Genomic DNA, 24,075 nt, shown 5'->3' with positions numbered 1-24,075 from the left:
CATGAAACACGCGACGCGGGAACGTCTGGCGCGGCGTCAGTCCGGTTCGGCCGTCCGCGCGCCGTTCAGCATCAGATCGACGATCTCCGCGCCTCTCGCGTTTGCGCCGACGCTGTTCTGTTCGGCGCTGTACAGGGCGTTCAGATAATCCCTGTCCCAGGATGTCAGCCCCGGCGTCGTCGGGTCCCTGAACACGTTCAGGACCGTGTCAAAGGCCGCCACATCCGCCTCGGGATCCACCTGCGACAGCGACACGAGCGCGCAGTAGTCCGCCAGCTGCGAGAAGGAGAGGCCCGTCACCTTGTTCATGTCGACGATGATGATGGCCTTGAGCAGGTCGTCGCGGATGTCGGTGCGCAGGCGCGATGCGCGCGAGATGGCGATCACCGGCGCGTTTTCGCCCGGCAGGCGGGTCGCGAGATCTCCGGTTTCAGAATCGATGGGCGCGCTGACGTGCCACCACCGGATCGGCGCGTCGGAATTTCTGAAGGCCTCCAGCGCCCGACGCGACCGGGTCATGCCGGATCCGCCGGGGTTGAAGGCCCGCGGACGCGCATCGACGATGGCGTCCGCAACAGCGCGTCCGTCATCCACGGCGACGATCAGAACATTTGGGCGGCAGCCCGGCTCGCCCGCGCTCAGGCCCAGTTCGCGCGCGACGTCGGACGTGCGATCCACGATGTACTGGGCGGCTTCGCTGCGCAGGTTGACGACGCCGATGCAGACCGGGCCGTTCCAGCGGGCGGGTCCGCGGTCTCCGGCCGGTGCGGCGACCTCGCCCACGAAATCCTGCACCAGATCCCGCAGACGGCCGCCTTCGACAACCACGTCTTCAAGGGTCGTGGGGGTCTGGGTCGTCCGATCCTGCGCCGGTGCGGGCGCCGTCTGGGGCTGCATCATTGCCAGCGACATCGCCGCCGCCGTCATCCAGTCGAGCATCGTGCAACTCCGCATCAGCCGACATCCCCGATGGCGGCGTGGAACCCTCGCTCCCGGGTCGAGCACCGTCAATCAGGTCAACGCCCGGGATGCGGGAGCCTCACGCCCGGCGGCGAACGGCGATGCTAGCGCTCCCCCTCCGGCGACCCCTGGCGGGTGCGGGCCATGACGCGCGTCACAGCCTCAAGCTGGGCGCCGGGCTGCTGCTGGTCGAGGTGGGCGTCATACAGCGCCTGCAGGTATGATCGGTCCCAGTCGGTCAGCCCCGACGGCGCGCCCGGACCGTCGAACAGGTTCAGGATGGTGTCGTACCCGGACGTGTCCGCGTCCGGATTGACCTGAGCGAGGGCGACCATGGCGACATAGTCGCTCAGGGGCCCGATGCTGGTCCCGCTCGCCCGGTTGAAGTCCACAATGACGAAGACCCGCTGCAGGTCGTTCCGCAGCTCGGTCCGAAGGCGCGAGCCGGTTTCACCCGACGATGCTCCCGGCGCCCCTCCGGGCAAGCTGACAGCCGCCTGCTCGCTGTAGGTGTTGACCGGAAGGCTGATATGCCACCAGCGCACCGGCTCATCCGCAGCCTGAAAGGCCTCCAGAGCGCTGCGGCTCCGGTTGGCGCCGGTGACATTCGTCAGGAACAGGCTGGACCGGGCGCCGACCATGGCGCGGGCCATTTCGTCGCCGTCCGCGGCGGCGACGACCAGCACATTGGGCCGGCAACCCGGGCTGCCGGTTTCGACCCCGATCTCACGCGCGATCTCCCCGACCCTCTGGACCATGAACCGCGCCAGCGGGGGCCTCAGGTACGCCACGCCGACGCACAGCCTGCGGTCCCACCGGGCGGGGCCGAAGCCGGGCAAGGGATCGGCAACCTCGTCCACGAAGGTTCGGACGATCTCCTCCAGCGGCCGGTTCTCCACCGTGACGTCCGGAAGCTGCGTCGGTTGTTGGGGCGCGGTCTGCGGCGCGCCAAGCGCGATCGCTGCGGCCGCCACGGCAATGGGTCCAGCCACCAGCGTGTCTCCTGCGAGCTACGTTGTCCCTGACGCGGGCGGCACATTGCTCCAGATCGCCCTGAACACGAGACGGGCCGCCGCTGCGATCGCAACGGCGGCCCGGAAATCGTCGGATCGAACGACCGATCAGATGTCGTCGTCTTCCTTGAGCAGCTCTTCCTTGGTGATCGGCGTATCGGTCACCTTGGCGGTGTCAAAGATCAGGTCGCAGACCTTTTCCTCATAGATCGGGGCGCGCATCTGGGCGGCGGCGTTCGGGTTCTGGCGGTAGAAGTCCAGCACCTGACGCTCCTGACCCGGATAGTTGCGGGCCTCGTTCATGATGGCGTTGTTCAGCTCCTGATCGGTGACCTGGACGTTGTTGGCGCGGCCGATCTCGGCCAGCACCAGACCCAGACGCACACGGCGCTCGGCGATCTTCTGGTACTCTTCCTTGAGCTTCTTCTCGGACTTCTTGGCGTCGTCCTCGGGCAGGCGGCCGGCTTCCTTGTCGGCCTGGACCTGCTGCCAGATGCCGTCGAACTCGGCCTCGACCATCTTGGGCGGCAGAGCGAAGTCGTGGGCCTTGTCCAGGGCGTCCAGCAGCGAGCGCTTCAGCTTGAAGCGGGCGGCGCCGACGTATTGCTGGTTCAGGTTGGTGCGCAGCAGTTCCTTCAGCTTGTCCAGCGACTCGATGCCGATGCGCTTGGCGAAGTCCTCGTCGACCACGGCGGGTGCCTCGGCCTTGATGGCCTTGACCTTGACGTCGAAGGTCACGGCCTTGCCGGCCAGATGAGCGGCCTGGTAGTCCTCGGGGAAGGTCACGTTCAGGACCTTCTCCTCGCCGACCTTGGCGCCCTTCAGCTGCTCTTCGAAGCCCGGGATGAAGCGGTTGGAGCCGATCACCAGCTGGGTGTCCTCGGCGGCGCCGCCTTCGAAGGGCTCGCCGTCCAGCTTGCCCAGGAAGTCGATGGTGACCTCGTCGCCGTCGGCGGCCTTCACGGTCTTGCCGGTCTTTTCGACATACGACTTGGCCTGGCCGGCCAGTTCGGTCAGGGCCTCGTCCAGATCGGCGTCCGACGCTTCATAGGTCGGGCGTTCCAGCTTCAGCTTCTTGATGTCGGTCGGGGTGAAGTCGGGCATGACCTCSARGGCCATTTCRTAGGCCAGGTCYTCSGTSCCKGCGATGACCTTGTCCATGTCSGAGGTCAGCTTCATCTCGGCGGGGGCGGCCGGACGCACCTTGGCGTCGTCGAGGGCCTTCTGGCTCGAGCTGTTCAGCGCGTCATTGACGATTTCGCCCATCAGGTCGCGGCCGAAGGTCTTCTTGACGTGCGACATCGGGACCTTGCCGGGACGGAAGCCCTTCAGCTTCATCTGCGGCGCGACTTCCTTCAGCTTGGCGTCCAGCTTCTGGTTCAGCTCGGCGACGGGGATGGTCACCGCGATGACGCGGCTGAGACCTTCGTTGGACTTTTCGACAACTTGCATGGCCGGGATTCTGACGCTCTGTGGCGGCGCCATTGAGGCAGGCGCTGCGCGGTGTGGGTAAAGCAACAAGGGCCGCCCTTTGGAGGCGGCGCCTTTGAAGCCCGCCCTTATGTCGATGACGGTCCCAAAGGTCAACGTGAGACGCGGCCAAGGATGGTTTCGGTCGGGACGGAGGCGCGCTATCTGGACGCCATGAGCTCCTCCCCTCCCCCAATCGGCGTCGCCGTCTTCCCGGTCACGCCCCTGCAGCAGAACTGCACCCTCGTCTGGTGCCGCAACACCCTGAAGGCGGCGATCATCGATCCGGGCGGTTCGGTGGACGCCCTGCTGGCGGCGGTGGCGAAACAGGGGCTGACGCTCGACGCGATCTGGATCACCCACGGGCACCTCGATCACGCCGGCGGTGCGGCCGAGATGCAGGAGAAGACCGGGCTCGACATCATCGGCCCGCACCCGGACGACCAGTTCTGGATCGAGGGCATCCCGGTGCAGGGCCAGCTCTACGGCCTGCCCGACGCCCGCACCTTCACCCCGACCCGATGGCTGGCCGATGGCGACACGCTGACGCTGGGTGACACGAGCTGGGAAGTCTACCACTGCCCGGGGCATACGCCGGGGCATGTGATCTTCTTCAACCGCGCGGCCCGCTTCGCCCAGGCGGGGGACGTGCTCTTCCAGGGTTCGATCGGCCGCACCGACTTTCCGCGCAGTGACCACGCCAGTCTGCTGAACGCCATCACCACCAAACTCTGGCCTTTGGGCGATGACGTCGCCTTCGTGCCGGGCCACGGCCCCACCTCCACCTTCGGAGCCGAGCGGCGCAGCAATCCCTTCGTCTCCGACGAGGCGATGCGCCGGGCGCCGATCGCGCGCCCGGCGTCGGGTCCGTCCTAGCGCGCGGCCAGCAGGCCGATCACCACGCCGATGCCGAGCGCATAGAGCGTCGCCTTGAGCGGCTCGGCCTCGACGACGCCGCGCAGGCGGTCGGCCCGGGTCTGGCCCCAGTCACGCGCGTGCACAGCGTCCTCGCGGATCGCCTGCCTCAGCGGGCGGGCGCCGAAGGTGCGATTTTCAGCATCCGCCAGAATCTCGTCAGCGCGACGGTCGAGGGCGGCCGTCGAGCCGTCGGCGGCGTCCTCGATATCCTCGCTATTGGTCGGGCCGGTGTAGGTCTCGGTCATGGCGGGCTCCTGCAGCTTGGGTTCAGCCCGTCAAACCGCCGCGCGGCGAGGCGGTTCCGGGCAAAACGTCGCGCTCCCGAAACGTGATTGAACAGCGCTGCGGTACGGGACGTTTCCTTTCCCGAGAAGGAGACCGCGATGACCTATATCGAGCCCGACACGCCCGACGGCCAGCCCGAGATCATGCCGCCCGATACGCCCGGTCCGGACTACGAACCGGGCGGCGTCCCACCCGAAGATCCGGGCGGCATGCCCGAGGAAATACCGCAGCAGGATATCCCCGGAGGCGAGCCCGGAGACTCCCGTCCGTACGGCTGATGAAGACGCAAACTCTGTGATTCGTTCGCAATTCTGTGACCCGACACCCGGAACCGGACCGGGGTGGAAGGGTTCAGTTCAGCAACCGCCACCGCCGCCACGAAAGGAACCCCCCGATGGCTCAAGGTCAGCCCACCCGCGCCTCCGGCGTCTCCAAACGGGGCTTCGCCTCGATGGACCCCGAACGTCAGCGTGAGATCGCCCGCAAGGGCGGCGCCAGCGTACCCAGCGAGAAGCGGAGCTTCTCCCAGGACCGCAGCCTCGCGGCGCAGGCCGGCCGCAAGGGCGGTGAAGCATCGCATGGAGCTCGCACGCGAGAGCCGGGCACGATCGTAGAATAACGGTCAGCGACGCAGACTTCGAAGGGCGGCGTCCACGCGGACGCCGCCCTTTTTCGTGTCAGGCTTCCAGCAACGCGAGGGCGACGGCGGGAGCGTCGCCCGTTTCAAACGCCGCCACCGACCAGCCTGCGGCCGCAGCCAACCGGCGAACGGCGTCCTCGGTGAATTTCCGCGAGTTCTCGGTGTGGATGGTTTCGCCCCGGGCGAAGTTGATGATCTCGTCGCCCAGACGGACCGCCATGTCGCGGGTCGCCTCCAGATGCATTTCCATCCGCGATTCCGCCGGGTTCCAGACCGCGCGGTGCGCGAAGGCGTCGACGTCGAAGTCCGCTTCCAGTTCGCGGTTGGCGCGTATCAGCAGGTTCTTGTTGAACGCCGCCGTCACGCCCGCCGCATCGTCATAGGCGGCTATCAGGACCTCGGGCTCCTTGACCAGATCCACCCCGAGGATGAACAGGGCGTCGTCGCCCAGCAGGGACCGCGCAGCCTTGAGGAAGGCGACGGCCTCCTCGGGCTCCAGATTGCCGATGGTGGACCCGGGGAAGAACCCGACCCTCCGGCCCTGCCCTGTCCCCGCCGGCAGTGCGCCCAGATGCAGGAAATCGCCGACCAGCGGCGCGACCGTCAGAGCGGGATAGGCGTCGGCAATCCGGCGCGCGGCGGCGTCCAGCGCGTCGGCGCTGATGTCGATCGGCACATAGGCGGCCAGGCCGGGCGCCGCGTCCAGCACGATCCGGGTCTTCTCGCTCGCGCCCGAACCGAACTCGACCAGCACCGCGTCCGGTTCGAACCGGGCCGCCCACTCCGGCGCGACCCGGCGGAGCAGCGCGGCCTCCTGACGGGTCGGATAATATTCCGCCAGCCGGGTGATTTCCTCGAACAGGCGCGAGCCCTCGGCGTCGTAGAACCATTTCGGCGAGGCGACCTTCGGCGACCGCGACAGCCCCGCGACCAGATCGCGGCGGAAACGGGCGGTCTCGCTGGTCTCGGCGTCCCGCGTCAGCGGCGCCGCAGCGTCGTCGGCCAGTCGCAGTCCCATGAACGCCCACCTTTGATGCGGATAGAAGAAGTTTCGATACGTGAGCCGGGCGTGTCCGGATGCGGTGGCGAAGGAAGACCCGCGCAGCACCATCTGGTTGGCCATGAACTTGCCGTTGTACTCGGAGGCCGTGCCCTCGGTCGGTTTGAACCCGGCGTAAGGGGCGTAGGCGCTGGCGGTCCACTGCCAGACCTCGCCGAAGGCGTTGGAAAAGGCGTCGGGACGGCTCCGCACCGCATGCTCCCACTCGGCCTCGCTCGGCAACCGCTGGCCCGCCCAGCGGGCGAAGGCGTCCGCCTCATAGAAGCTGACGTGCCGGACGGGTTCCGCCGGATCGACGTCGCTTCGCCCGGTCAGGCTCATCTGCGTCCAGCGCTCGCCGTCAGCGCGCCAGTACAACGGCGCGGTCCAGCCTTCGGCCTTCACCACCGCCCATCCGTCCGACAGCCACAGCTCGGGCCGGGCGTAGCCGCCGTCCTCGATGAAGGCGATCCAGTCGCCGTTGGTGACCAGATCGTTGGCCAGCGCATAGGGCTCCAGCCACACGCGGTGCGCCGGGCGCTCGTTGTCGAAGGCGAAGCCCGCGCCGCCGTGACCGATCTCGACCAGACCGCCGTCAAACCCGGACCAGCCGCCGCGCGCAGGCTCAAGCCCGCTCGCCCGCGGCGCTGTTTCGTAGGCCGCCGGCTCCAGCGGCGACCGCGACATAAGGTTCAGCAGATCCATCAGGAACAGCTCCTGATGCTGCTGGTCGTGATGCAGGCCCAGGGTGAACAGATAGCGTCGCCGGGGATCCGTATCCCCCTGCCCCAGCCACGCCGTCATGCGGCGATCGATCTCGCGGCGATAGGCCAGAACATCGTCCAGCGACGGCCGGGTCATCAGACCGCGATCGCGGCGCTCAACCCGCTGGCCGAGGGCCTCGTAGTAGCTGTTGAACAGGGTCTGGAACCGGGGATCGACCGGTTCATATCCCGGTTCCTCCCCAAGGATCATGGCTTCAAAAAACCAGCTGGTGTGGGCCAGATGCCATTTGCCCGGACTGCAGTCGGGCATCGACTGCGCCGCCAGATCCTCGGCGCTCAATCCCGCGGCCAGCGCGGGCATCGCCGCTCGCACTTCGCGGTAGCGTGTCAGGTCCCCGGCGATCACGTCGGGAATGCGCGATGGCGCGTTCATCTGGTCCGCCCCTGGCTGTCTACGCCGGACCGGCGCTCGGGCTTCGAACGGTCACGGTCCCGGTTTGTTCCAAGTTAGGGACGTTCTGTGAAGCTTCAACCGCGGCCCGCGCCTAAAGCGTCGAGATGGCCTCGATTATCTCGTCCACAGCCGACTCATGCGTGGCCCACGAACAGACAAACCGCACCGAACCGTCGTCGAAGCGGTAACAGGCCCAGCCCATGTCGTTCAGCCGCTGGTGCGCCGCCGGGGGCATGCGCACGAAGACGGCGTTGGCCTCGACCGGATGCGCCAGGGTGAAGGGCGAACGCGCGGCAATGCCGTCAGCCAGCCGCTGGGCCATCAGATTGGCGTGGGCGGCGCCGTTCTCCCATGCCTCGCTTTCCAGCAGTCCCACGAAAGGCGCCGCGAGGAAGCGCGCCTTGGACGCGGTCTGCCCCGCCTGTTTCATTGGCGCCGGCCTTGGCCCCGCCGAACACCAGCACGTCCACGCCCAGCCGCGCGATCTGCGTCAGGTCGAAGCCCGCCGCCGCCGCATTGGCCAGCCGCGCGCCGTCCATATGCACGCCGCAGCCCCTCAATTTCACCGGCTCGATCAGGTGGCGCAGTTCTTCCTCGGTGTAGACCGTGCCGTACTCCGTCGACTGGGTCAGGCTGAGCGCGGCGGGCGGCTGACGGTGACCGACCTCGGGCTCCTCAAGCGCGGCGTTCAGCGTCAGCGGGTCGATCTTGCCGGAGAACCCCGGCAGGCCGATCAGGCCGACGCCGGAGCCGAAGAAGCCGGGCGCCCCGGTCTCGTCCGTGCAGACGTGCGCGGCGTGGTGGGCCAGCACCGCCTCATGCGGCCAGGCCAGCATCGACAGGGCTATGGCGTTGGCTGCTGTGCCCGAGAAGACGAAGCGGATGTCCGCGTCCGCGTCCAGCCGCCGCCGGATCAGGTCCGCGGCCCGCGCCGTAACGTCGTCCGAGCCATATGCCCGGGCGAAGCCCTCGTTGGCCTCGACCACCGCCTGCATCGCCGCGGGAGCCATGCCCGCCGTATTGTCGGATCCGAAATCGTAACGCACGCCTCAGCCCTCGCCGCCGCTGTCCTGATGGGCGTCGCCCGGCGACGGATCGCTGGCCTTGCCCGATCTGGTCTTTCGCGCCGCCTTCCGCGCCGGAGGCGCCTGGGACGGTCTGTCCTCGGCATACGGTACGGCGACCTGATGGGGAAACGGGATTTCGAGCCCGGCGGCGTCCAACGCTTCCTTGGCCGCCTGCAGCACATCGGCCTTGGCCTGCCAGTAGTCGTCCGATTTCGTCCACGCCTGCAGGGTCATTTCGACCGAACTGTCCTTCAGCAACGTCACCCCGGCCCAGGGCTCGGGGTCGGGCAGGACGTGCGGGTGGGCCGACGCCGCGCCGATCAGGGCCTCGCGGGCGGTGTTCAGATTGTCGCCGTAGCCGACCCCGAACTTCAGTTCCATCCGCCTGGTCTTCTGACCGGACAGGTTCAGGATGGTGTCGCTGAACACCTTGGCGTTGGGGACCACGATCTTGACGTTGTTCGCGTCGGACATCTGGGTGAGGAACAGGTCCAGCCGCTGGACCTTGCCGACCCGGCCGCCCACGTCGATCAGGTCGCCGACGCGATAGGGCCTCAGGATCAGCAGCATCACCCCCGCCGCGACGTTCGACAGCGTCCCCTGCAGCGCCAGACCCACCGCCAGCGACGCCGCGCCCAGCACGGCGATGATCGAGGTCGTCTGCACCCCCAGCCGCTGCAGCACGGCGATGAAGCCGATGATGTAGACCAGCACCCGCACCACCTGCACGGCGAAGCTGAGCACCGTCGGGTCATGCCGGAAGCCCCTAACCCGCGACAGGGCCCGGCGCGTCAGCCCGGTCGCCCAGCGCGCGGCGAAGACGGTGACGATCAGGATGATGACCGCGACGGTCAGATTGATTGCGAAGTCGCCGGCCATTTCGGTCAGCTTGGCGATCATGGCGGCGTCGAGCGCAGCGGCCTTCTGGCCCGCGGAGAGCGCTTCATTCAGGGGAGCGACAAGGGGTGACATGAGCCGGGTCTAACGCCTCGGCCCCGATTTGGAACCCCGACGACTGTATTTCCGGCTTCTTGCCCGGGCCTCGCCGTCCTAAACCTCAGGTATGAGCGAGTCCGCAAAACTTTCGGCCCTCAAGGTCGGCGTCGACGTCCCCTGGGTCACCAGCTGGACCGGCGAGCCGGTGCTGGGCGTGCGGCCCTGCGCTTCGGTGAACGGCGCGCTCGCCATCGTGCAGGCGGACAACGCCGGCTACGGCAAGCCTTTGTATTCGCAGAACCATGCGGTGCGTCAGCGACTGACCATCCGCGACATGCTTTGTCCCATGTGCGGTCAGCCGACGACGCCGGAGGATCGCTATACGCAGGTGGCGCACCCGTTCGCCGCGGGGTCCCTGAGGGCCAGTGGACGCGGCGACGCCCTGCCGGCCGATATCGACGACGACCGGATTCTGATCGACGCCGGAGCCATCGCCCCGCTGCACAAGGCCTGTTCGAGCCGGTCCTTGCGGTACTGCCCGCACCTGAAGGCTGACCCGCACATCGACGTGCGCGCCTTTCCACGGTCATGGGTGGTGCTGCCCCTGATGGCCCGCGCCGAGGCGCCGCCGCAGCTGTTCCTTGCGCAGGCCCGGCCCGCTCGGGCGATCCCGGTGATCGGTTTCCTGCAGCTCTGCGGCCTGACCGATGATCGCGACCCGGCGTGGAGAAACCGTCAGCCCCTCGCAGGCTGAGCGATCCGTCCGCCGCCGCCCTCGATGGCGTCCAGCAGGTCCATGACGTCGGCGATGGTGTTCGCCTCCCGCGCGGGCTTGTCCCAGCGGATGCGACTGACCCTCGGGAAGCGCATGGCGACCCCCGACTTGTGCCGGGTCGACCGGTTCAGCCCCTCGAAGGCGATCTCCAGCACCAGCCCGAAATCCCGCTCGGCCCGCACCGAACGGACCGGTCCGAACCGGTCGACGGTATGGTCGCGCACGAACTTGTCCAGCTGCTTCAGCTCCTCGTCGGTGAAGCCGAAATAGGCCTTGCCGACGGGCGTCAGCGGCCCCTCGTCCGTCCAGACGCCGAAGGTGTAGTCGGAATAGAAGCTGGACCGTTTCCCGTGGCCGCGCTGGGCATACATCAGCACGGCGTCGATGACGTGCGGGTCGCGCTTCCACTTGAACCACGGCCCTTTCGGCCGGCCGGCGACATAGGGACTATCCCAGCGCTTCAGCATCAATCCCTCGGCCGCCGCCCCAACAGGCGGGTCAGCGCGCAACACGGCCAGATCGTCCCATGTCGCATACGGAACCACGGGTGACAGATGCAGCCGCTCCCCTCCGTCTGCGGCCACCGCCTCCAGTCGCGCGCGCCGCTCGCGCAGCGGCAAGGCCCGCAGGTCCTCTTCGTGGTCCGCCAGAATGTCATAGGCGACGATCGCGGCGGGGAAGGCGGCCATGGTCTTCGCATCCACCGCCTTGCGGTTCAGCCGCTGCTGCAGATCGCCGAAGGGAGCCACCCCGCCCTCTCCCGCATCATCGGCCCGCCAGACCACCAGTTCCCCGTCCAGCGCGCCCTCGAACGTCAAGCCCGCCATCACATCGGGAAATGCGCCAGAAATCTCGTCACCGGTGCGGGAATATAGCTTCTGAACCCCGCCCTCGCGCACGGCCTGGACGCGGATGCCGTCCCACTTCCATTCGGCGGCGAAATCCCCGGGCGACAGTTTGGGGAAGTCGACCGCCTCGTCGATGGCGACCGCCAGCATGACCGGCCGGAACCGCCCCGGCGCATCGCCGCTGGGCCGTTCGGAGCGGCCTTCGAGCCAGGCGAACAGGTCGGCGTAGGGCGGCTCAAGCGCGTGCCAGATTTCCTCGATGTCGGAGGCGTCCACCGGTTCCAGCGGCTTGACGGCTTCATCACCCTCGGGATCGGGCGGTTCGCTGACCGTCGCCGGCCGCATCATGGCCGCCGCCGTCTTGGCCAGACGCGCCGACAGGCCGACGCGGAGCCCGCCCGTCATCAGTTTCAGCAGCGCCCAGCGCCCCTTGGGCTCCAGCGCGTTCAGCCATCCTTCCAGCAGCGCCTTGACCTCGCCACGCCCCGCCGTGCGCAGGGCCTCGACCACCTCGCCCAGCTCGGGCTCGCGGTTGGGCTTGTAGTCAGGGTCGCGCGGCCAGATCAGCGCCACCGTCTCGGCCAGATCGCCGACATAATCGTAGGACCAGCCAAACAGCACGGAATCGATGCGCGCCTCGACCGCCTTGCGGATCATCGCCGGCTTGGCCGCGTCGAAGGTCAGCTCCCCGGTCAGGGCCGCCAGCGCCCAGCCCCGGTCCGGATCGGGCGTCGCCTTCAGATAGTCCCGCAGCAGCACCAGCTTCGCATTGCGCGACGCCGTCAGCGACAGTCGGTCCAGCAGTTCGGCGAAGGCGCGCATCGGACCTCATGTAAGCAGCTCGAACCCAAACGAAAAACGCCCCGGAGGTTTCCCTCCGGGGCGCCGACTCTTCGTGCGCGGGCCGTTTAGTTGAACAGGCTCGCGATGACGGCGGCGATCAGGCCGCTGTTCGAGTTCGACAGAAGCATGTCATTGCCGCTGCGGACATACTGATAGCCACGCGGCGGAGCCTGCAGGCCGTAACGATTGTAGTCGTTCACCACGTACTGGCTCGAGCGATAGGACGACGGCAGGCTCTGGCCATAGGCCCACTGGCGGGTCTGATAGCCGCGCGGCGCCTGGTATCGGCCGGCGCTGTAGCGGCGCTCGGCGCGCTGCCAGCGAGCGTAGGCGCGCTGTTGCTGGCGGGCCTCCTGACGGTTCTCGCGGGCGTCCTGACGCCATTCACGGCGGTCGTCACGACGGTCATTGCGGTCGTCACGACGATCGTCGTGACCGTTCTGGCGATGCTCGTGATGGCCGCGCGACTGGGCTTCGGCGGCGGAGGCCAGACCGAACGAGCTCATGGCGAGCGTGGCGGCGACAGCGGCGGTGAGAAACTTCTTCATGAGACGTCTCCAGATGAGGCCGAAAGATTTCGACTTGGCCTCACACTGGTCCCCCGCCCTTGAGCCGGGTGTGAACGGCGCTGGTCATGCGCGGTTCAGGCGACGGTCGCCTTTGGAACGCTATTGAAGGCAGGCCGTCGCGTCAGGCGGCGGCGGCCTGCGGGTTGTCGATGCAGCTGCGGACTCCGGCCCGGCCCAATCCCACCCGGTTCATCAGTTCGGCCAGCGCGCCGAAGTCGATGGGCTTGTTGAGATAGGCGTCGGCCCCGGCGTCCAGGCCCGCGGCGTGATCCTCGCTGCGCGCCGATGCGGACAGCACCACGATAGGCGTCTCGCGGTTGGAGCCCTCGCCGGCCCGGATCGCCCGCGTGGCGGTCAGACCGTCCATCACCGGCATGTTCACGTCCATGATGATCAGGTCGAAGGTCTGTTCCCGGGCCATATCGATGGCGACCTGGCCGTTCTCGGCGCTGACGGAGGCATGACCCGCCGAGCCCAGCCAGGCTTCCAGGATCATCCGGTTCACCGGGTGGTCCTCGACCACCAGCACAGTCAGCGCCTGACCGTCGATCAGCTCGGCCGCGATGGCTTCCACCTCGGACTGCCGCGCCCATTCGACGACCTCGGTCTCGACCGAGAAGGTGAAGGTCGATCCCTCGCCCACGATCGAGGTCACGCTGATGTCGCCGCCCATGATGTTGGCCATGCGGCGGGCGATGGTCAGACCCAGACCCGTGCCGCCGAAGCGGCGCGTCGACGAGCCGTCAACCTGGGTGAACGGCTGGAACAGCCGCTCCAGATCCTCGGGCGAGATGCCGGCGCCGGAATCGGTCACGGCGAAGTCGAAGCGCACCCGATCCTCGTCGAGACGCTCGCCGCGGACGACATAGGTGACGTCGCCGCGGTCGGTAAATTTCACGGCGTTCGACAGCAGATTGTGGATGACCTGACAGACCCTCAGCGGATCCCCGCGCACCACCGAGGGAATGTCCCCCTCGAACTGCGTCGCGAAGGTCAGGCCCTTGGCCTCGGCTTGGGCCTGGAACGGCCCCGTCACGCGCTTGTGCAGGTCGTCGACCGCGACGTCGACGACGTCGAATGTCATCTTGCCCGCCTCGATCTTGGTCATGTCGAGGATGTCGTTCAGCAGGCTCAGCAGATTGTCGCCGGAGTTGCGGATGATCGACAGATATTCACGCTGCGTCGGCTCCAGCGACGTCGCGCCCAGCAACTGGGCGGCGCCGAGGACGCCGTTCATCGGCGTGCGCAGTTCGTGGGAGATGACTCCGAGGAAGCTCGACTTGGCGTCGTTTGCGGCGTTGGCCCGGTCGCGGGCGGCCTCCAGCTCCTCGATCAGATGGGCCTGATGCTCCTGGAAGGCGCGGATCCGCTCCTCCCGCAGCATCGTCATCATGACCAGCACCACAAGACCCGCGGCCGTGAACGGCACGACAGCGATGAACTGCCAGAACGTCGGCGTGCCCCAGAGGCTGGCCGCGATCACCAGAGCCGCGACACCATAGGGCGAGGAAATCACCATGGCCTGACGCGGCGAACTGCGCAGCTGGGCGAAGACCAGCACATAGCCCGACACCAGCAAGGCCATGGCCAGCGCATGGCCGAAGGCGGCGCCCGAGAACCAGGCCAGAACCGGCGCGACCGCCCAGGAGGCCGTCGTCGCGGTCGCCACGGCCGGGAACACCAGTCCCCAGCCCGCGCCCACGCGTTCGCTGATCCGTTTCTCGACCGCCCCGCGCAGGGCGCCGGCGGCCAAGGTGCCCACGAACCACAGGGCTGCGGTGGTCAGGCCGACCGTGGCCATCAGGCCGACAGCCCATGTGCCGATGATCATATAGCGGAGGTATTGCGTCTGCAGGATCGCGCGAAGCGCCTGCGCGGCTTCGCCAGCGCCCGGTTCGCCGTTGATCGACTTGCCGATGCCGTCGGATTCCACCATGCGCGCCCCAACCCCCGTTACGTCCGGGCCGAACGCTATGTGTAAGTATCTAAGACGAGATGAACGATGACAGATTTCTGAAATCGTTGTTTTTCGGCGCTCAGCCCCCGGCCTCCGCCTCGGCCGGCGTCAGGGCCCGTATGGACAGGGCGTGCACCGGCCCGGCCAGTTCCTCGCGCAACAGGGCGTTGATGGCCCGCTGCCGCTGCACCCGACCCTGCCCCTCGAAGGCCGCCGCGACCACCGTCAGATTGAAGTGACTCTCGCCGCCGGCCTGCCCGTCCATGCCGCCTTCATGATGATGACCGGCGTGCCGGGCGCTGTCGTCCTCGATCACCAGCCGGTCCGGAGACAGCCCCGCCGTGAGTTTTTCCCGGATAATCGTCGCAATCGGGCCGTCCGGCATCGGTGTGTCCTTGTTGGTGACCAATTCGACCTTACACTTGCACCGATGTCATCCGAGTTTGAATACAAGCCCCGTTTCAAGGACATGCGGATCAAACCGCCCCGCCCCGAAGAGGAGGCGGCGGAGGCCGACGTCCTGCACCTGAAACCCGGCGAGAAGCCGTGCCAGTGGCCCGACTGCCGCGCGGCCGCCACGGCTCGCGCGCCCAAGTCGCGCGAACGGCTCAACGACTTCTACGATTTCTGCCAGCGCCACGCGGGCGAGTACAACAAGGGCTGGAATTTCTACGCCGGCATGAGCGACGGCGAAGTCCGCGCGGCCAAGGAAAACGAGGCCATGACGGGCGGCCGCCCGACCTGGGAGATGAAGGCGGGCAAGTTCAGCCGCGAGGCCGCCGCCTTCGCCGCCAAGATGGGCACCGCCAACACCAAGGGCGCCGGCAGCTGGCAGGACAGCTTCGGCCTCTTCGGCCGCCGCATGAAGGAACAGACCGGCCCGGCCGGCGAGGATACGCTGCGCCTCGGCAAGCTCGAGCGCGCGGCCCTGGCCACGCTCGACCTCGACGCCCGCACCGACAAGGCGGGCATCAAGGCGCGCTATCATGAGATGCTGAAACGCTTCCACCCGGACCTGAACCAGGGCGACCGCGGCGCCGAGGCCAAGCTGCAAAGCGTCATCAAGGCCTACAAGACACTGAAGAAAGCCGGGCTGGCGGCCTAGAACGCGGCCTTGCCGGTGCCCCGGGCCCGTGACAACCTGACTTCAGGATCACAGGTCCTCAGGGGGTTTCGATGCGCATTCCGGTTCTGGCCACGGCCCTTTGTCTGTCCGCGCTCGCGGGCTGTGAACAGTCGTACAGCACGACGCAGACGGTCACAGAATCCGGTGGAGTGACCGTCGAGCGCAGTGTCGAGGTTCAGATTGGCGGCGACCGCCCCGCGCCTGCGACAGCCGAAAGGCCCGCAACCGCGCCCGCCGAGCCCGGCGCACCCGCCGCTCCTGACACGCCCGTCGCCTCCGAAGGCTGACACATCGCGCACGCCCGCCCCTTTAACGCGGCGCGGCTCTGCCTAACTGTCAGGCTCCCCCGCACAGGAGCCGTTCCATGGAAGTCCTCTATAAAGCCCACGCCACCGCCTCGGGCGGCGGCCGCGACGAAGGCCGTTCGGCCACCGACGACGGCAAGATCGACGTCCTGCTGTCCGTCCCCGCCGAAATGGGCGGCAAGGGCGGAGCCGGCACCAACCCCGAACAGCTGTTCGCGACCGGCTACGCCGCCTGCTACCTCGGCGCCCTGCGTCTGGTCAGCGGCAAGGCCGGCACGCCGGTCGGCGCGGATACGAAGGTCCATTCCACCGTCGGTTTCGGCAAGAACACGCGTGGCGAGGGCTTCAACCTCGATATCGCCCTGAAGATCACCGACCACGGCCTCGATCAGGCGGTCATCGACGACCTGATCCAGAAGGCCCATCAGGTCTGCCCCTATTCCAACGCCACGCGCGGCAATGTGGATGTGGCGCTGACGGCTGAGTAACGACCGCCTGACGCACGGAACGCTATCGCCTCGACCGGGGCGATAGTATTTCGCGCAATGCAACTAAAACTATACACGGACATTCTGTATTCCTGAGGTGCTGGGAGGCGCTTGGGAAAATGAAGCGTCAGATTCAACACAGCAACATCAGCCGTCAGAAACTTGTTCTTTGCCTATCGCGTGAGAGCGACAGCGACACCCATGCGATAGACTTACTTGGCCTGTCATCCAGTGTCGCCGCATATGCATGGGCGATCGGAAAAGACGCGTCACGTCGTGTCAGATCCCGCCGCCCGACCGGTTGCGCCTGAACTCATGCCGGATTCGACGGCCTTCCCCCACCGGCCTAGATTTGGCGCATGGCCCCCTCGCCCCAGGTCCTGATCGTCGGCGCCGGTCCTGCGGGATTGGCGGCCGCGCTGTTCCTGAGCCGGCGCGGCGTTCCCGTTCGCATCATCGACGCGGCGGCCGAGCCGACGCGGACGTCGAAGGCGTTGGGCGTCAATCCACGCACCCTGCACCTGCTGGAAGACACGGGGGTCACCGCCCGCATACTCGCCGAGGCGCAGGAGATGCGGACCCTGTTCCTGCATCATAACGGCAAGCCGCTGACGACCCTCAAGCCGGACTGGAAGGCGCTGGGCGCCGACCACCCGATGGTCATCCTGCCCCAGGCCCGCACCGAGGCCCTGCTGACCGAGGCGCTGGCGGCGTTCGGCGTGGCCCCGGAACGCGGCAAGGCGCTGGCGACCGTGTCGCAGACGGACGATGAGGTCACCGCCACCCTCGCCGACCGCGAGACCATCGCCACGCCCCTGCTGTTCGCCGCCGACGGCGCCCGTTCCACTGTCCGCAAGGCGCTGGACCTCGACTTCCCCGGCGACGGCTGGACCGAGCCGTGGCAGCTGATGGATGTCGACATCGACGGCCTCCAGCCCGATCAGGGCTGGATCGACCTGCATGACGAGGGCGCCCTGATTGTCCTGCCCTTCTCGGGGAAAACCTTCCGCCTGATCGGCTTCGGCCGTCCGCTGCTGGACGACCTGCCGCCCGCATGGACCATCGGGACCATCCATTGGCAGAGCGACTTCCGCATCTCGCACCGGATGGTCGAGGGCATGACCGTGGGCCGCATCTGTCTGGCCGGCGACGCCGCCCATATCCACTCGCCGATGGGCGCCCGCGGCATGAACCTCGGCATTGAGGACGCCTTCGTCTACGCCGCCTGCGCCGCCGATTTCCTGCGCGGCGAGCCCGGCCGGCTTGAGGATTACAACCGCATCCGCCACCCCGTCGACGCGGCCGTCGTCGACCGCGTGCGCGGCCTGACCAACATGATCCGCAACACCTCGCCGCTGGCCGACTGGCTCAAGGGCGTGGTCCCGCCCGTGCTCTCGCATCTGCCCTTCTTGCTCAATGCGGGACTTCGTGTCGGCATGGGCCTCGACCACCCGGTGACGGTGCGGTAATCGCAGCCTCATGACCTCCCTGCTCGACGCCTCCCCCGATCCCCTGCTGACGCTGGAACCGCACCGCCGCGCCACCGTGCGCGAGATCTTCGGCGTCGATTCCGACATGACCGTGCCGGTCTTCACCGAGCGCGACAGCCATGTGCCCGAGATCGACGAGGCCTACCGCTTCGATCCGCAGACGACCCTGGCCATCTGCGCCGGCTTCAGCTTCGACCGCCGCGTCATGGTCCAGGGCTATCACGGCACCGGAAAGTCGACCCATATTGAACAGGTCGCCGCCCGCCTGAACTGGCCGATGGTGCGCGTGAACCTGGACAGCCACGTCAGCCGCATCGATCTGGTCGGCAAGGACGCCATCGTCCTCAAGGACGGGAAACAGATCACCGAATTCCGCGAGGGCATGCTGCCCTGGGCCATCCAGCGCCCGATCGCGCTCGTCTTCGACGAATACGACGCCGGCCGCCCCGATGTGATGTTCGTCATCCAGCGCGTGCTGGAGGCGCAGGGCCGCCTGACCCTGCTGGACCAGAACCGCGTCATCCGCCCGAACAAATTCTTCCGCCTGTTCTCGACGACCAACACCATCGGTCTGGGCGACACCTCGGGCCTGTACCACGGCACCCAGCAGATCAATCAGGGTCAGATGGACCGCTGGAACATCGTCACCACGCTCAACTACCTCGACCACGACGTCGAGGCCGAGATCGTGGCCGCCAAGGTCCCCGAATGGTCCGACGCCGACGGCCGCCGCCGCATCGCCGCCATGGTCCGCGTCGCCGACATGACCCGCAACGCCTTCATGAACGGCGACATCTCGACGGTCATGAGCCCGCGCACGGTGATCACCTGGGCCCAGAACGCGATCATCTTCGCGGGGGATGTGGGGCTGGCCTTCCGGCTGACGTTCCTGAACAAGTGCGACGAGCTGGAACGGCCGACGATCGCGGAGTTCTACCAGCGGGCGTTTGGCGAGGATCTGCCGGAGGCGGCGACGCGGGTGAAGGTGGGGTGATGGGGGCCGTGTTCGGATTGGCTCTCGGACTGTTGGTCCAGGACGCCGCCGAACGACCGCCCCGGCCTTCGGACGACGCCATGCTGGCCCAACTCCTGGCCGGGCGGTCGGGCGCGCGGGTGGTGTCGATCAGCTTCCGGGAGACGCCGTTGGGTGGAGGTCGTGTCGCCTGCGGCTTGATCGATATGGACGGAACCATTGAACCTTTCGCCCTGTTCGCTGCCTGGCAACCGACCCGGCCGCCTGTCGTGCTTCAGGAAGGGGTCACGCCTCCGCCGCCAGAGCCGGCCGGCTGGCATCTGTCTGACGTGGCGCCAAAGCCGGCCGATCAAAATAGCGACGGCGTCATTGACCCTGCGGAGCGGGACATCAATACGCTGAGACGCAAGCTGGCTTTGGCGACCTGTAAGGAAATCACGCCGCCGCCCGGCGTCCACTGGGCAACGGAGCTTGAGCGAGCCCCGCAACAGTAGCCGTCGCTCAGAAGCTGACGACAGCCCCGTTCCGCCAAGCCCCTGCCGCCATCCCGCGCGCCGTCTCCCGCACCCCTTCCGGCCACCCTTCCACCGCCGCATCAAACGCCGTCCAGTCGCCGGCGAACAGCATGCGGGTCGCCTCCTCATAGTTCGGCAGGTCCCCGGCGATGGCGGTCATGAACCGATACGCCGCCTCCTTCGCCCTACGGGCGCGGTCCGGCCCCTCGGCCTCGCGCAACGCGCCCTCGACCAGTTTGCGCAGGGCCACCGAGGCGCCGCCGGGTTGGGCGGACAGCCAGTCCCAGTGGCGGGGCAGCAGGGTCACCTCGCGCGCGGTGACGCCCAGCTTCGGCCGGCCCGGCCCGCGCTTCTCGGCCTCGGGCGCGGGCGTCAGCCGGGCCCTCGCCTCGTCCAGGGTCCCGCGCAGGTCCAGATCGACCACCCGCCCCGTCGCGGCGTCGAACACCAGCAGGCCCGCGTCCGCCTTGGCCGCCGTCCGGACGTCGGCCAGCACCTCCCCCAGCGCCCCTTGGGCGATCAGCTCATGGCTCGAAAACACGACGACGGGCAGATCAATGGACGCGGACACGGCGATCTCCGGACTGGCCGCCTGTGCGACCGTTTCTGACGCAGGCGCAGTCTATGCCTGGAGCATGGACGCGAAGGATGGGCCGCCGCCCCGACCGGATGAGACTCATGAGACTGATGAGACTGTTTTTTTTCCGCCGGACGACCGACACGCCGCTTTCTACCCGGACCAAACCCGCCCGGTCAATATCACCCGGATATAACCATCCGCCATCACGCCGCAGCGGCGGCGAAAAGATTGACCAGGGACGCCTTGCCGCAGGAACCGCCGGCCCCGACATGCACTTCCGGTGCAGGCCTCCCCGCCCCGCTGGCAGACAAGGATTTCCAACATGACCGACCAACGCATCGACGGCGCCGTCACCGAGCTCGAAGGCAAGGCCCAGTCCGGCCTCGGCCGCCTGACCGGCGACAGCAAGCTTCAGCTCGACGGCAAGATCAACGAGGTGAAGGGCAAGGCGCTGGACGCCTATGGCCGCGTCATCGACGGCCTCGACGGCCTCGTCGAGAAGGCCCCTGTCCAGTATCAGGACAAGGCTCGCCAGGGCCTCGACTTCGCCCGCCGCAAGCCCCTGCTGACCACCGGCATCATCGCCGGCCTCGCCATCCTGCTGGGCGGCGTCGGCCGCCGCCGCTAGGGCGACCCGCGTCCGGAACCATGAAAGCCCCGGCCGCCGGCCGGGGCTTTCGCATGTCAGGCTCCGGCCCGAAGGCGGGCAAGCGCTGCTTCCAGGACGGCGTCCCGGCCGGTCGCCCCGATCGCCACAGGATCGTCGGCGACCTCGGTCGACAGCGGCGGCCGGGGCGGCAGGCGCTGGCCGGTCTCATCCTCGGTCCAGGAGGCCGTCATCCGGACCATCCACCCGGCCGTCAACGGGACCGGCCGCAGGGTGTTGTTGCCGACGCCATAGGTCTCCTCGCCAATCACGAAGCCCCTCCCGGCCCGCGCGATCTGGATGGCCATGGCCTCCGAGCAGGACGCCGTATTCTCGTTGACCAGCACCGCCAGCGGACCGCTCCAGCGCGTGGGGCGCTCAACGGTCAGGACGGTCTCCATCCCATTGGCCGGTCCCATCTCCACGTGGTCGGCGTGGATGGACATCACCGTCGCCTCGCCCCGGCGATCGCGCTGGACGGCCTTGTAGTCGGTAAAGGCGCCGGTCATGGCCGCGCATTGCAGGCCGCCTCCGCCATTGTCCCTCAGGTCGAGCACCACAGCCCGGACCTTGGCCGCTTCGGCCCGGGCCAGAAAATCATGACCGGCCTGCGCCGCCCCCTCGCCTGTTCCGCTGGGAAAATGGATGACGGCGATGTCGTCGGCCATGGTCATGGTCGGCATGGCGCCGTCGCGCCCTGCGTCGGGGGTCAGGTCGACCTCGAAGGTCCGCCCCTCGCGCTCGATCGAAACCCGGACCGGACCGGTCCCGGTGTTGAGCAGCCCCGCCGTCACGCCGGCGGGTGCGATGACCCGGTCGTGGCGACGCACGCCCGCCTTGCCGGCGGGACCGTCCGGATCGACCCAGGCGACGTAGAGGTGGTCCTGACCCCGGACCGGACGCACCGACCAGCCGAACGGCAGGCGCTGCACCGGAGGCCCTCCCCCGGCCGCGGGCGCGGGTCCGGCTCCCGGAGGCGGGGTCGGGGCCGGGAAGATGACGGTGTGGCGGTCGCCCAGCTCCGCGATGGCGCCCCGCGCGACCTCGAGCCCGGTCTCGACCGGACAGGCGTCGCCCTGCCCTTCGCAGGCGACCGTCAGCTTGCGGGAGGCCTCGTCCATGACCCGGGTCAGATCGATGCCGGGCGGGGCGTAGTAGGTCTCCTCCATCCGGCTTCGCAGCGCGTCCAGCAGATCCGTGGCGGGAGAGGCGGCCGCCGGTCCGGTCATGGCCAGGACTGAAAAGGCGGCCAGCAGGCCGCGGCTGGGGGAGGTCATGAATGCGGGGTCCCGTCTGAATCACGGCGTAGATGAGGGCCGCACGTTACGCGCACGTTTCACCCGCGAAACGAAGGTTGCCGAAGTCTGTCAGTCAGCCGTTCCTCGCCGCCTCTGCAAACAGGCCCGCGACCTCCGTGTCGACCCCTGCGGGATCATCGAGTTCGACGATGGAGATCAGGCGCTCGGACCAGCTTTCCTTGCGCACGGCCGGCGTCAGGCGCGGCGAGGTTGCGGGATCCAGCTTCAGGCCCAGCAGGGCGCGACCGCCATTCAGCGGTCGAACCGCGGCGAACTGAACGGCGCGGGAGAAGGAGGTGTAGCCCTTGCGCTGGCCCGAGATGACGCCGTCCAGCGAGGCCGCGACGGTTTCTATCGCCTCGAGGATCGCCAGCGATCCGGCGTCTTTCCAGAGGGCGGCGCGCAGGGCCTCGGGCTCGCCCCAGCCCATGCCGTCGTCGGGGCGACAGGCGTCGAGGATTTTGGCTGCGTGGTTCTGGCCGACGCCGTGCTCGGCCTTCAGCCATGCGGCCTGCGCCTTCGGCGTGGTGGCCGGGCAGGCCTTCATGATTTCGACCCAGGCCGCGACGGGCCTGCCCGTGGCCTTCTCGAAATTGGCGTTGACGGTGGCGAACCACTTCTTCTGACGCTCGGTCAGCACGGCCCCGGTCATGTCCCCTACCCCTCGCAAGGCGAAAGGCCCCGGCGTCGCCGCCGCGGCCTCGTCGCATCAGTCCGCGGCCTGGGCCTCGACCGCCTTCACCTGCGCCGCATTGGGCCCGGCGATGTCGAAGGCGATCTTGCCGTCGGTCAGGGTCACCTTCACATGGCCGCCGCGGGTCAGGCGTCCGAACAGTATGTCGTCGGCCAGCGGCTTCTTGATATGCTCCTGGATGACCCGGGCCAGAGGCCGCGCGCCATACAGTTCGTCGAAGCCGTTCTTGGCCAGCCAGTCGGCCGCCTCGTCGGTCAGTTCGATGGTGATGTTCCGGTCCGCCAGCTGGGCCTCCAGCTGGATGATGAACTTGGTCACCACCGGCGCGAACAGGCGCTGGATGGCCTTGTCGTCCTCGCCCTCGACCTTGCCCCGGCCGAAGCCGATGGAGGCGCGGGCGTTGTCSGCGGCCCCGGCGTTGGTGGTCATGATCAGGATGGTGTTCCTGAAATCGACCTTCTTGCCGACCGCGTCGGTCAGCATGCCGTTGTCCATCACCTGCAGCAGGATGTTGTAGACGTCCGGGTGGGCCTTCTCGATCTCATCCAGCAGGACCACGGCGTGCGGATGCTGGTCGACGGCGTCGGTCAGCAGCCCGCCCTGGTCATGGCCGACATAGCCCGGAGGCGCGCCGATCAGACGGCTGACRGTGTGCCGCTCCATRTATTCSGACATGTCGAAGCGCAGCATCTCGATGCCGAGGGTCGAGGCCAGCTGYTTGGCCACCTCGGTCTTGCCGACGCCCGTCGGGCCGCTGAACAGGAAGGCGCCGATGGGCTTCTGCGGATCGCGCAGACCCGCGCGGGCCAGCTTCATGGCCGCGGAGACCTGTTCGATGGCCGAGGACTGGCCGAAGACGACGCGGTTCAGATCGCTCTCCAGCGCGCGCAGGCCCTCGGTGTCSGACTTGGAGACGGACTTGGCCGGGATGCGGGCCATGCGGGCGATGACGACCTCGACCTCCTTCTGGCCGATGACCTTCTTCCGCTTCGACTCGGGTAGCAGCATCTGGCTGGCGCCCGCCTCGTCGATGACGTCGATCGCCTTGTCCGGCAGTTTGCGGTCGGTCATGTAGCGGGCCGACAGCTCGACCGCCGTACGCAGGGCCGCGTCGGTGTAGCGGACCTTGTGGTGGCCTTCGTAGGAGGTCTTCAGACCCTTCAGGATCTTGATTGTGTCCTCGACCGTCGGCTCGTTGACGTCGATCTTCTGGAAGCGGCGGGCCAGCGCCCGGTCCTTCTCGAAATGCTGGCGGTACTCCTTGTAGGTCGTGGAGCCCATGCAGCGCAGGCTGCCCGAAGCCAGAGCCGGCTTCAGCAGGTTGGACGCGTCCATGGCCCCGCCCGAAGTGGCGCCGGCGCCGATCACCGTGTGGATCTCGTCGATGAACAGGATGGCGTTGTCGTGCGTCTCCAGYTCCTTGACGACCTGTTTCAGCCGCTCCTCGAAGTCGCCGCGATA

At 67.9% G+C, this 24,075-nt stretch carries 24 protein-coding genes and 2 pseudogenes; 11 read left to right on the top strand and 15 right to left on the bottom strand.

What is annotated here, in order from left to right:
- Positions 1-36: 36 nt before the first annotated feature.
- From ASD25_RS05220 to tig, 3 genes are all read right to left on the bottom strand, one after another.
- Positions 37-939, bottom strand: a complete 903-nt coding sequence (locus ASD25_RS05220) for a hypothetical protein (protein WP_056615176.1) — start codon at positions 937-939, stop codon at positions 37-39.
- 125 nt (positions 940-1,064) lie between these two features.
- Positions 1,065-1,952 (bottom strand): hypothetical protein, encoded by an 888-nt coding sequence (locus ASD25_RS05215; protein ID WP_156389190.1) that lies wholly within the window; start codon positions 1,950-1,952, stop codon positions 1,065-1,067.
- A gap of 129 nt (positions 1,953-2,081) precedes the next feature.
- The gene (gene tig / locus ASD25_RS05210; RefSeq protein WP_056615170.1) at positions 2,082-3,425 is read right to left on the bottom strand and encodes a trigger factor; all 1,344 of its coding nucleotides are present in this window, start codon (positions 3,423-3,425) and stop codon (positions 2,082-2,084) included.
- 192 nt (positions 3,426-3,617) lie between these two features.
- Here tig and ASD25_RS05205 point away from each other — a divergent pair, with 192 nt between their 5' ends.
- Entirely contained in the window at positions 3,618-4,319 is a 702-nt protein-coding gene (locus tag ASD25_RS05205; protein WP_056615206.1) for an MBL fold metallo-hydrolase, read from the top strand.
- Here the strand turns inward: ASD25_RS05205 and ASD25_RS05200 are convergent.
- Positions 4,316-4,606 carry a hypothetical protein gene (locus tag ASD25_RS05200; RefSeq protein WP_056615167.1) on the bottom strand — a complete coding sequence of 97 codons (291 nt, stop codon included), beginning with the start codon at positions 4,604-4,606 and terminating at the stop codon, positions 4,316-4,318. The two genes, ASD25_RS05205 and ASD25_RS05200, sit on opposite strands and share 4 nt — an antisense overlap.
- A gap of 138 nt (positions 4,607-4,744) precedes the next feature.
- Between ASD25_RS05200 and ASD25_RS05195 the strand changes: the two genes are divergently transcribed.
- On the top strand, positions 4,745-4,924 hold the full coding sequence (locus ASD25_RS05195; protein ID WP_056615162.1) for a hypothetical protein: 180 nt from the start codon (positions 4,745-4,747) through the stop codon (positions 4,922-4,924).
- Between the two features lie 116 nt (positions 4,925-5,040).
- Entirely contained in the window at positions 5,041-5,265 is a 225-nt protein-coding gene (locus ASD25_RS05190) for a general stress protein (RefSeq protein WP_056615161.1), read from the top strand.
- A 58-nt stretch (positions 5,266-5,323) separates the two neighbouring features.
- On the opposite strand, the gene egtB is transcribed toward ASD25_RS05190, so the two are convergent.
- From egtB to ASD25_RS05175, 3 genes and pseudogenes are all read right to left on the bottom strand, one after another.
- Entirely contained in the window at positions 5,324-7,483 is a 2,160-nt protein-coding gene (gene egtB, locus ASD25_RS05185) for an ergothioneine biosynthesis protein EgtB (protein ID WP_056615158.1), read from the bottom strand.
- Positions 7,484-7,595: 112 nt separating this feature from the next.
- A pseudogene (locus ASD25_RS05180) lies at positions 7,596-8,514 on the bottom strand (low specificity L-threonine aldolase).
- A gap of 39 nt (positions 8,515-8,553) precedes the next feature.
- Complete coding sequence (locus ASD25_RS05175) at positions 8,554-9,543, bottom strand: mechanosensitive ion channel family protein (protein ID WP_082572205.1); 990 nt, start codon at positions 9,541-9,543, stop codon at positions 8,554-8,556.
- 91 nt (positions 9,544-9,634) lie between these two features.
- On the opposite strand from ASD25_RS05175, the gene ASD25_RS05170 reads away from it, so the two are divergent.
- Positions 9,635-10,261 (top strand): hypothetical protein, encoded by a 627-nt coding sequence (locus tag ASD25_RS05170; protein WP_056615156.1) that lies wholly within the window; start codon positions 9,635-9,637, stop codon positions 10,259-10,261.
- On the opposite strand, the gene ASD25_RS05165 is transcribed toward ASD25_RS05170, so the two are convergent.
- From ASD25_RS05165 to ASD25_RS05150, 4 genes are all read right to left on the bottom strand, one after another.
- The gene (locus tag ASD25_RS05165) at positions 10,243-11,952 is read right to left on the bottom strand and encodes a cisplatin damage response ATP-dependent DNA ligase (protein WP_056615153.1); all 1,710 of its coding nucleotides are present in this window, start codon (positions 11,950-11,952) and stop codon (positions 10,243-10,245) included. The two genes, ASD25_RS05170 and ASD25_RS05165, sit on opposite strands and share 19 nt — an antisense overlap.
- An 86-nt stretch (positions 11,953-12,038) precedes the next feature.
- A complete protein-coding gene (locus ASD25_RS05160; RefSeq protein ID WP_056615150.1) occupies positions 12,039-12,521 on the bottom strand; it encodes an RcnB family protein in 483 nt (160 codons plus the stop codon).
- Positions 12,522-12,663: 142 nt separating this feature from the next.
- Positions 12,664-14,478 carry an ATP-binding protein gene (locus ASD25_RS05155; RefSeq protein WP_056615147.1) on the bottom strand — a complete coding sequence of 605 codons (1,815 nt, stop codon included), beginning with the start codon at positions 14,476-14,478 and terminating at the stop codon, positions 12,664-12,666.
- A 100-nt stretch (positions 14,479-14,578) separates the two neighbouring features.
- Positions 14,579-14,884, bottom strand: coding sequence for a BolA family transcriptional regulator (locus tag ASD25_RS05150; RefSeq protein ID WP_056615145.1), 306 nt, complete (start codon positions 14,882-14,884; stop codon positions 14,579-14,581).
- Positions 14,885-14,929: 45 nt separating this feature from the next.
- Here ASD25_RS05150 and ASD25_RS05145 point away from each other — a divergent pair, with 45 nt between their 5' ends.
- From ASD25_RS05145 to ASD25_RS05125, 6 genes are all read left to right on the top strand, one after another.
- Entirely contained in the window at positions 14,930-15,604 is a 675-nt protein-coding gene (locus ASD25_RS05145) for a J domain-containing protein (protein WP_056615142.1), read from the top strand.
- A gap of 71 nt (positions 15,605-15,675) precedes the next feature.
- Entirely contained in the window at positions 15,676-15,912 is a 237-nt protein-coding gene (locus ASD25_RS30175) for a hypothetical protein (protein WP_156389189.1), read from the top strand.
- Between the two features lie 77 nt (positions 15,913-15,989).
- Positions 15,990-16,418 carry an organic hydroperoxide resistance protein gene (locus ASD25_RS05140; protein ID WP_056615141.1) on the top strand — a complete coding sequence of 143 codons (429 nt, stop codon included), beginning with the start codon at positions 15,990-15,992 and terminating at the stop codon, positions 16,416-16,418.
- Positions 16,419-16,777: 359 nt separating this feature from the next.
- Positions 16,778-17,887 carry an NAD(P)/FAD-dependent oxidoreductase gene (locus ASD25_RS05135; RefSeq protein WP_056615140.1) on the top strand — a complete coding sequence of 370 codons (1,110 nt, stop codon included), beginning with the start codon at positions 16,778-16,780 and terminating at the stop codon, positions 17,885-17,887.
- A gap of 10 nt (positions 17,888-17,897) precedes the next feature.
- Positions 17,898-18,902, top strand: coding sequence for a cobaltochelatase subunit CobS (gene cobS, locus ASD25_RS05130; protein ID WP_056615138.1), 1,005 nt, complete (start codon positions 17,898-17,900; stop codon positions 18,900-18,902).
- Between the two features lie 80 nt (positions 18,903-18,982).
- Positions 18,983-19,375: a hypothetical protein gene (locus ASD25_RS05125; protein WP_156389188.1), complete on the top strand. Its 393-nt coding sequence runs from the start codon at positions 18,983-18,985 to the stop codon at positions 19,373-19,375.
- 7 nt (positions 19,376-19,382) lie between these two features.
- Here the strand turns inward: ASD25_RS05125 and ASD25_RS05120 are convergent, their stop codons facing one another.
- Entirely contained in the window at positions 19,383-19,967 is a 585-nt protein-coding gene (locus tag ASD25_RS05120) for a DUF2239 family protein (RefSeq protein ID WP_255356142.1), read from the bottom strand.
- Positions 19,968-20,298: 331 nt separating this feature from the next.
- Here ASD25_RS05120 and ASD25_RS05115 point away from each other — a divergent pair, with 331 nt between their 5' ends.
- A complete protein-coding gene (locus ASD25_RS05115; protein WP_056615134.1) occupies positions 20,299-20,604 on the top strand; it encodes a CsbD family protein in 306 nt (101 codons plus the stop codon).
- A gap of 56 nt (positions 20,605-20,660) precedes the next feature.
- Here the strand turns inward: ASD25_RS05115 and ASD25_RS05110 are convergent, their stop codons facing one another.
- From ASD25_RS05110 to ASD25_RS31645, 3 genes and pseudogenes are all read right to left on the bottom strand, one after another.
- Positions 20,661-21,899 (bottom strand): S41 family peptidase, encoded by a 1,239-nt coding sequence (locus tag ASD25_RS05110; protein WP_056615132.1) that lies wholly within the window; start codon positions 21,897-21,899, stop codon positions 20,661-20,663.
- Positions 21,900-21,993: 94 nt separating this feature from the next.
- Complete coding sequence (locus ASD25_RS05105; protein ID WP_056615131.1) at positions 21,994-22,572, bottom strand: DUF4287 domain-containing protein; 579 nt, start codon at positions 22,570-22,572, stop codon at positions 21,994-21,996.
- A 57-nt stretch (positions 22,573-22,629) separates the two neighbouring features.
- A pseudogene (locus ASD25_RS31645) lies at positions 22,630-24,075 on the bottom strand (AAA family ATPase); the annotation flags it as partial.

The sequence above is a fragment of the Brevundimonas sp. Root1423 genome (assembly GCF_001426805.1).
This window is presented reverse-complemented; position numbering and strand designations above follow the sequence as displayed.

Coding starts and splice junctions, on each gene's coding strand:
- ASD25_RS05220 (WP_056615176.1), bottom strand. CDS start 939: ATGCTCGACTGGATGACGGCGGCGGCGATGTCGCTGGCAATGATGCAG.
- ASD25_RS05205 (WP_056615206.1), top strand. CDS start 3,618: ATGAGCTCCTCCCCTCCCCCAATCGGCGTCGCCGTCTTCCCGGTCACG.
- ASD25_RS05200 (WP_056615167.1), bottom strand. CDS start 4,606: ATGACCGAGACCTACACCGGCCCGACCAATAGCGAGGATATCGAGGAC.
- ASD25_RS05195 (WP_056615162.1), top strand. CDS start 4,745: ATGACCTATATCGAGCCCGACACGCCCGACGGCCAGCCCGAGATCATG.
- ASD25_RS05190 (WP_056615161.1), top strand. CDS start 5,041: ATGGCTCAAGGTCAGCCCACCCGCGCCTCCGGCGTCTCCAAACGGGGC.
- egtB (WP_056615158.1), bottom strand. CDS start 7,483: ATGAACGCGCCATCGCGCATTCCCGACGTGATCGCCGGGGACCTGACA.
- ASD25_RS05175 (WP_082572205.1), bottom strand. CDS start 9,543: ATGTCACCCCTTGTCGCTCCCCTGAATGAAGCGCTCTCCGCGGGCCAG.
- ASD25_RS05170 (WP_056615156.1), top strand. CDS start 9,635: ATGAGCGAGTCCGCAAAACTTTCGGCCCTCAAGGTCGGCGTCGACGTC.
- ASD25_RS05165 (WP_056615153.1), bottom strand. CDS start 11,952: ATGCGCGCCTTCGCCGAACTGCTGGACCGACTGTCGCTGACGGCGTCG.
- ASD25_RS05160 (WP_056615150.1), bottom strand. CDS start 12,521: ATGAAGAAGTTTCTCACCGCCGCTGTCGCCGCCACGCTCGCCATGAGC.
- ASD25_RS05155 (WP_056615147.1), bottom strand. CDS start 14,478: ATGGTGGAATCCGACGGCATCGGCAAGTCGATCAACGGCGAACCGGGC.
- ASD25_RS05150 (WP_056615145.1), bottom strand. CDS start 14,884: ATGCCGGACGGCCCGATTGCGACGATTATCCGGGAAAAACTCACGGCG.
- ASD25_RS05145 (WP_056615142.1), top strand. CDS start 14,930: ATGTCATCCGAGTTTGAATACAAGCCCCGTTTCAAGGACATGCGGATC.
- ASD25_RS30175 (WP_156389189.1), top strand. CDS start 15,676: ATGCGCATTCCGGTTCTGGCCACGGCCCTTTGTCTGTCCGCGCTCGCG.
- ASD25_RS05140 (WP_056615141.1), top strand. CDS start 15,990: ATGGAAGTCCTCTATAAAGCCCACGCCACCGCCTCGGGCGGCGGCCGC.
- ASD25_RS05135 (WP_056615140.1), top strand. CDS start 16,778: ATGGCCCCCTCGCCCCAGGTCCTGATCGTCGGCGCCGGTCCTGCGGGA.
- cobS (WP_056615138.1), top strand. CDS start 17,898: ATGACCTCCCTGCTCGACGCCTCCCCCGATCCCCTGCTGACGCTGGAA.
- ASD25_RS05125 (WP_156389188.1), top strand. CDS start 18,983: ATGCTGGCCCAACTCCTGGCCGGGCGGTCGGGCGCGCGGGTGGTGTCG.
- ASD25_RS05115 (WP_056615134.1), top strand. CDS start 20,299: ATGACCGACCAACGCATCGACGGCGCCGTCACCGAGCTCGAAGGCAAG.
- ASD25_RS05110 (WP_056615132.1), bottom strand. CDS start 21,899: ATGACCTCCCCCAGCCGCGGCCTGCTGGCCGCCTTTTCAGTCCTGGCC.
- ASD25_RS05105 (WP_056615131.1), bottom strand. CDS start 22,572: ATGACCGGGGCCGTGCTGACCGAGCGTCAGAAGAAGTGGTTCGCCACC.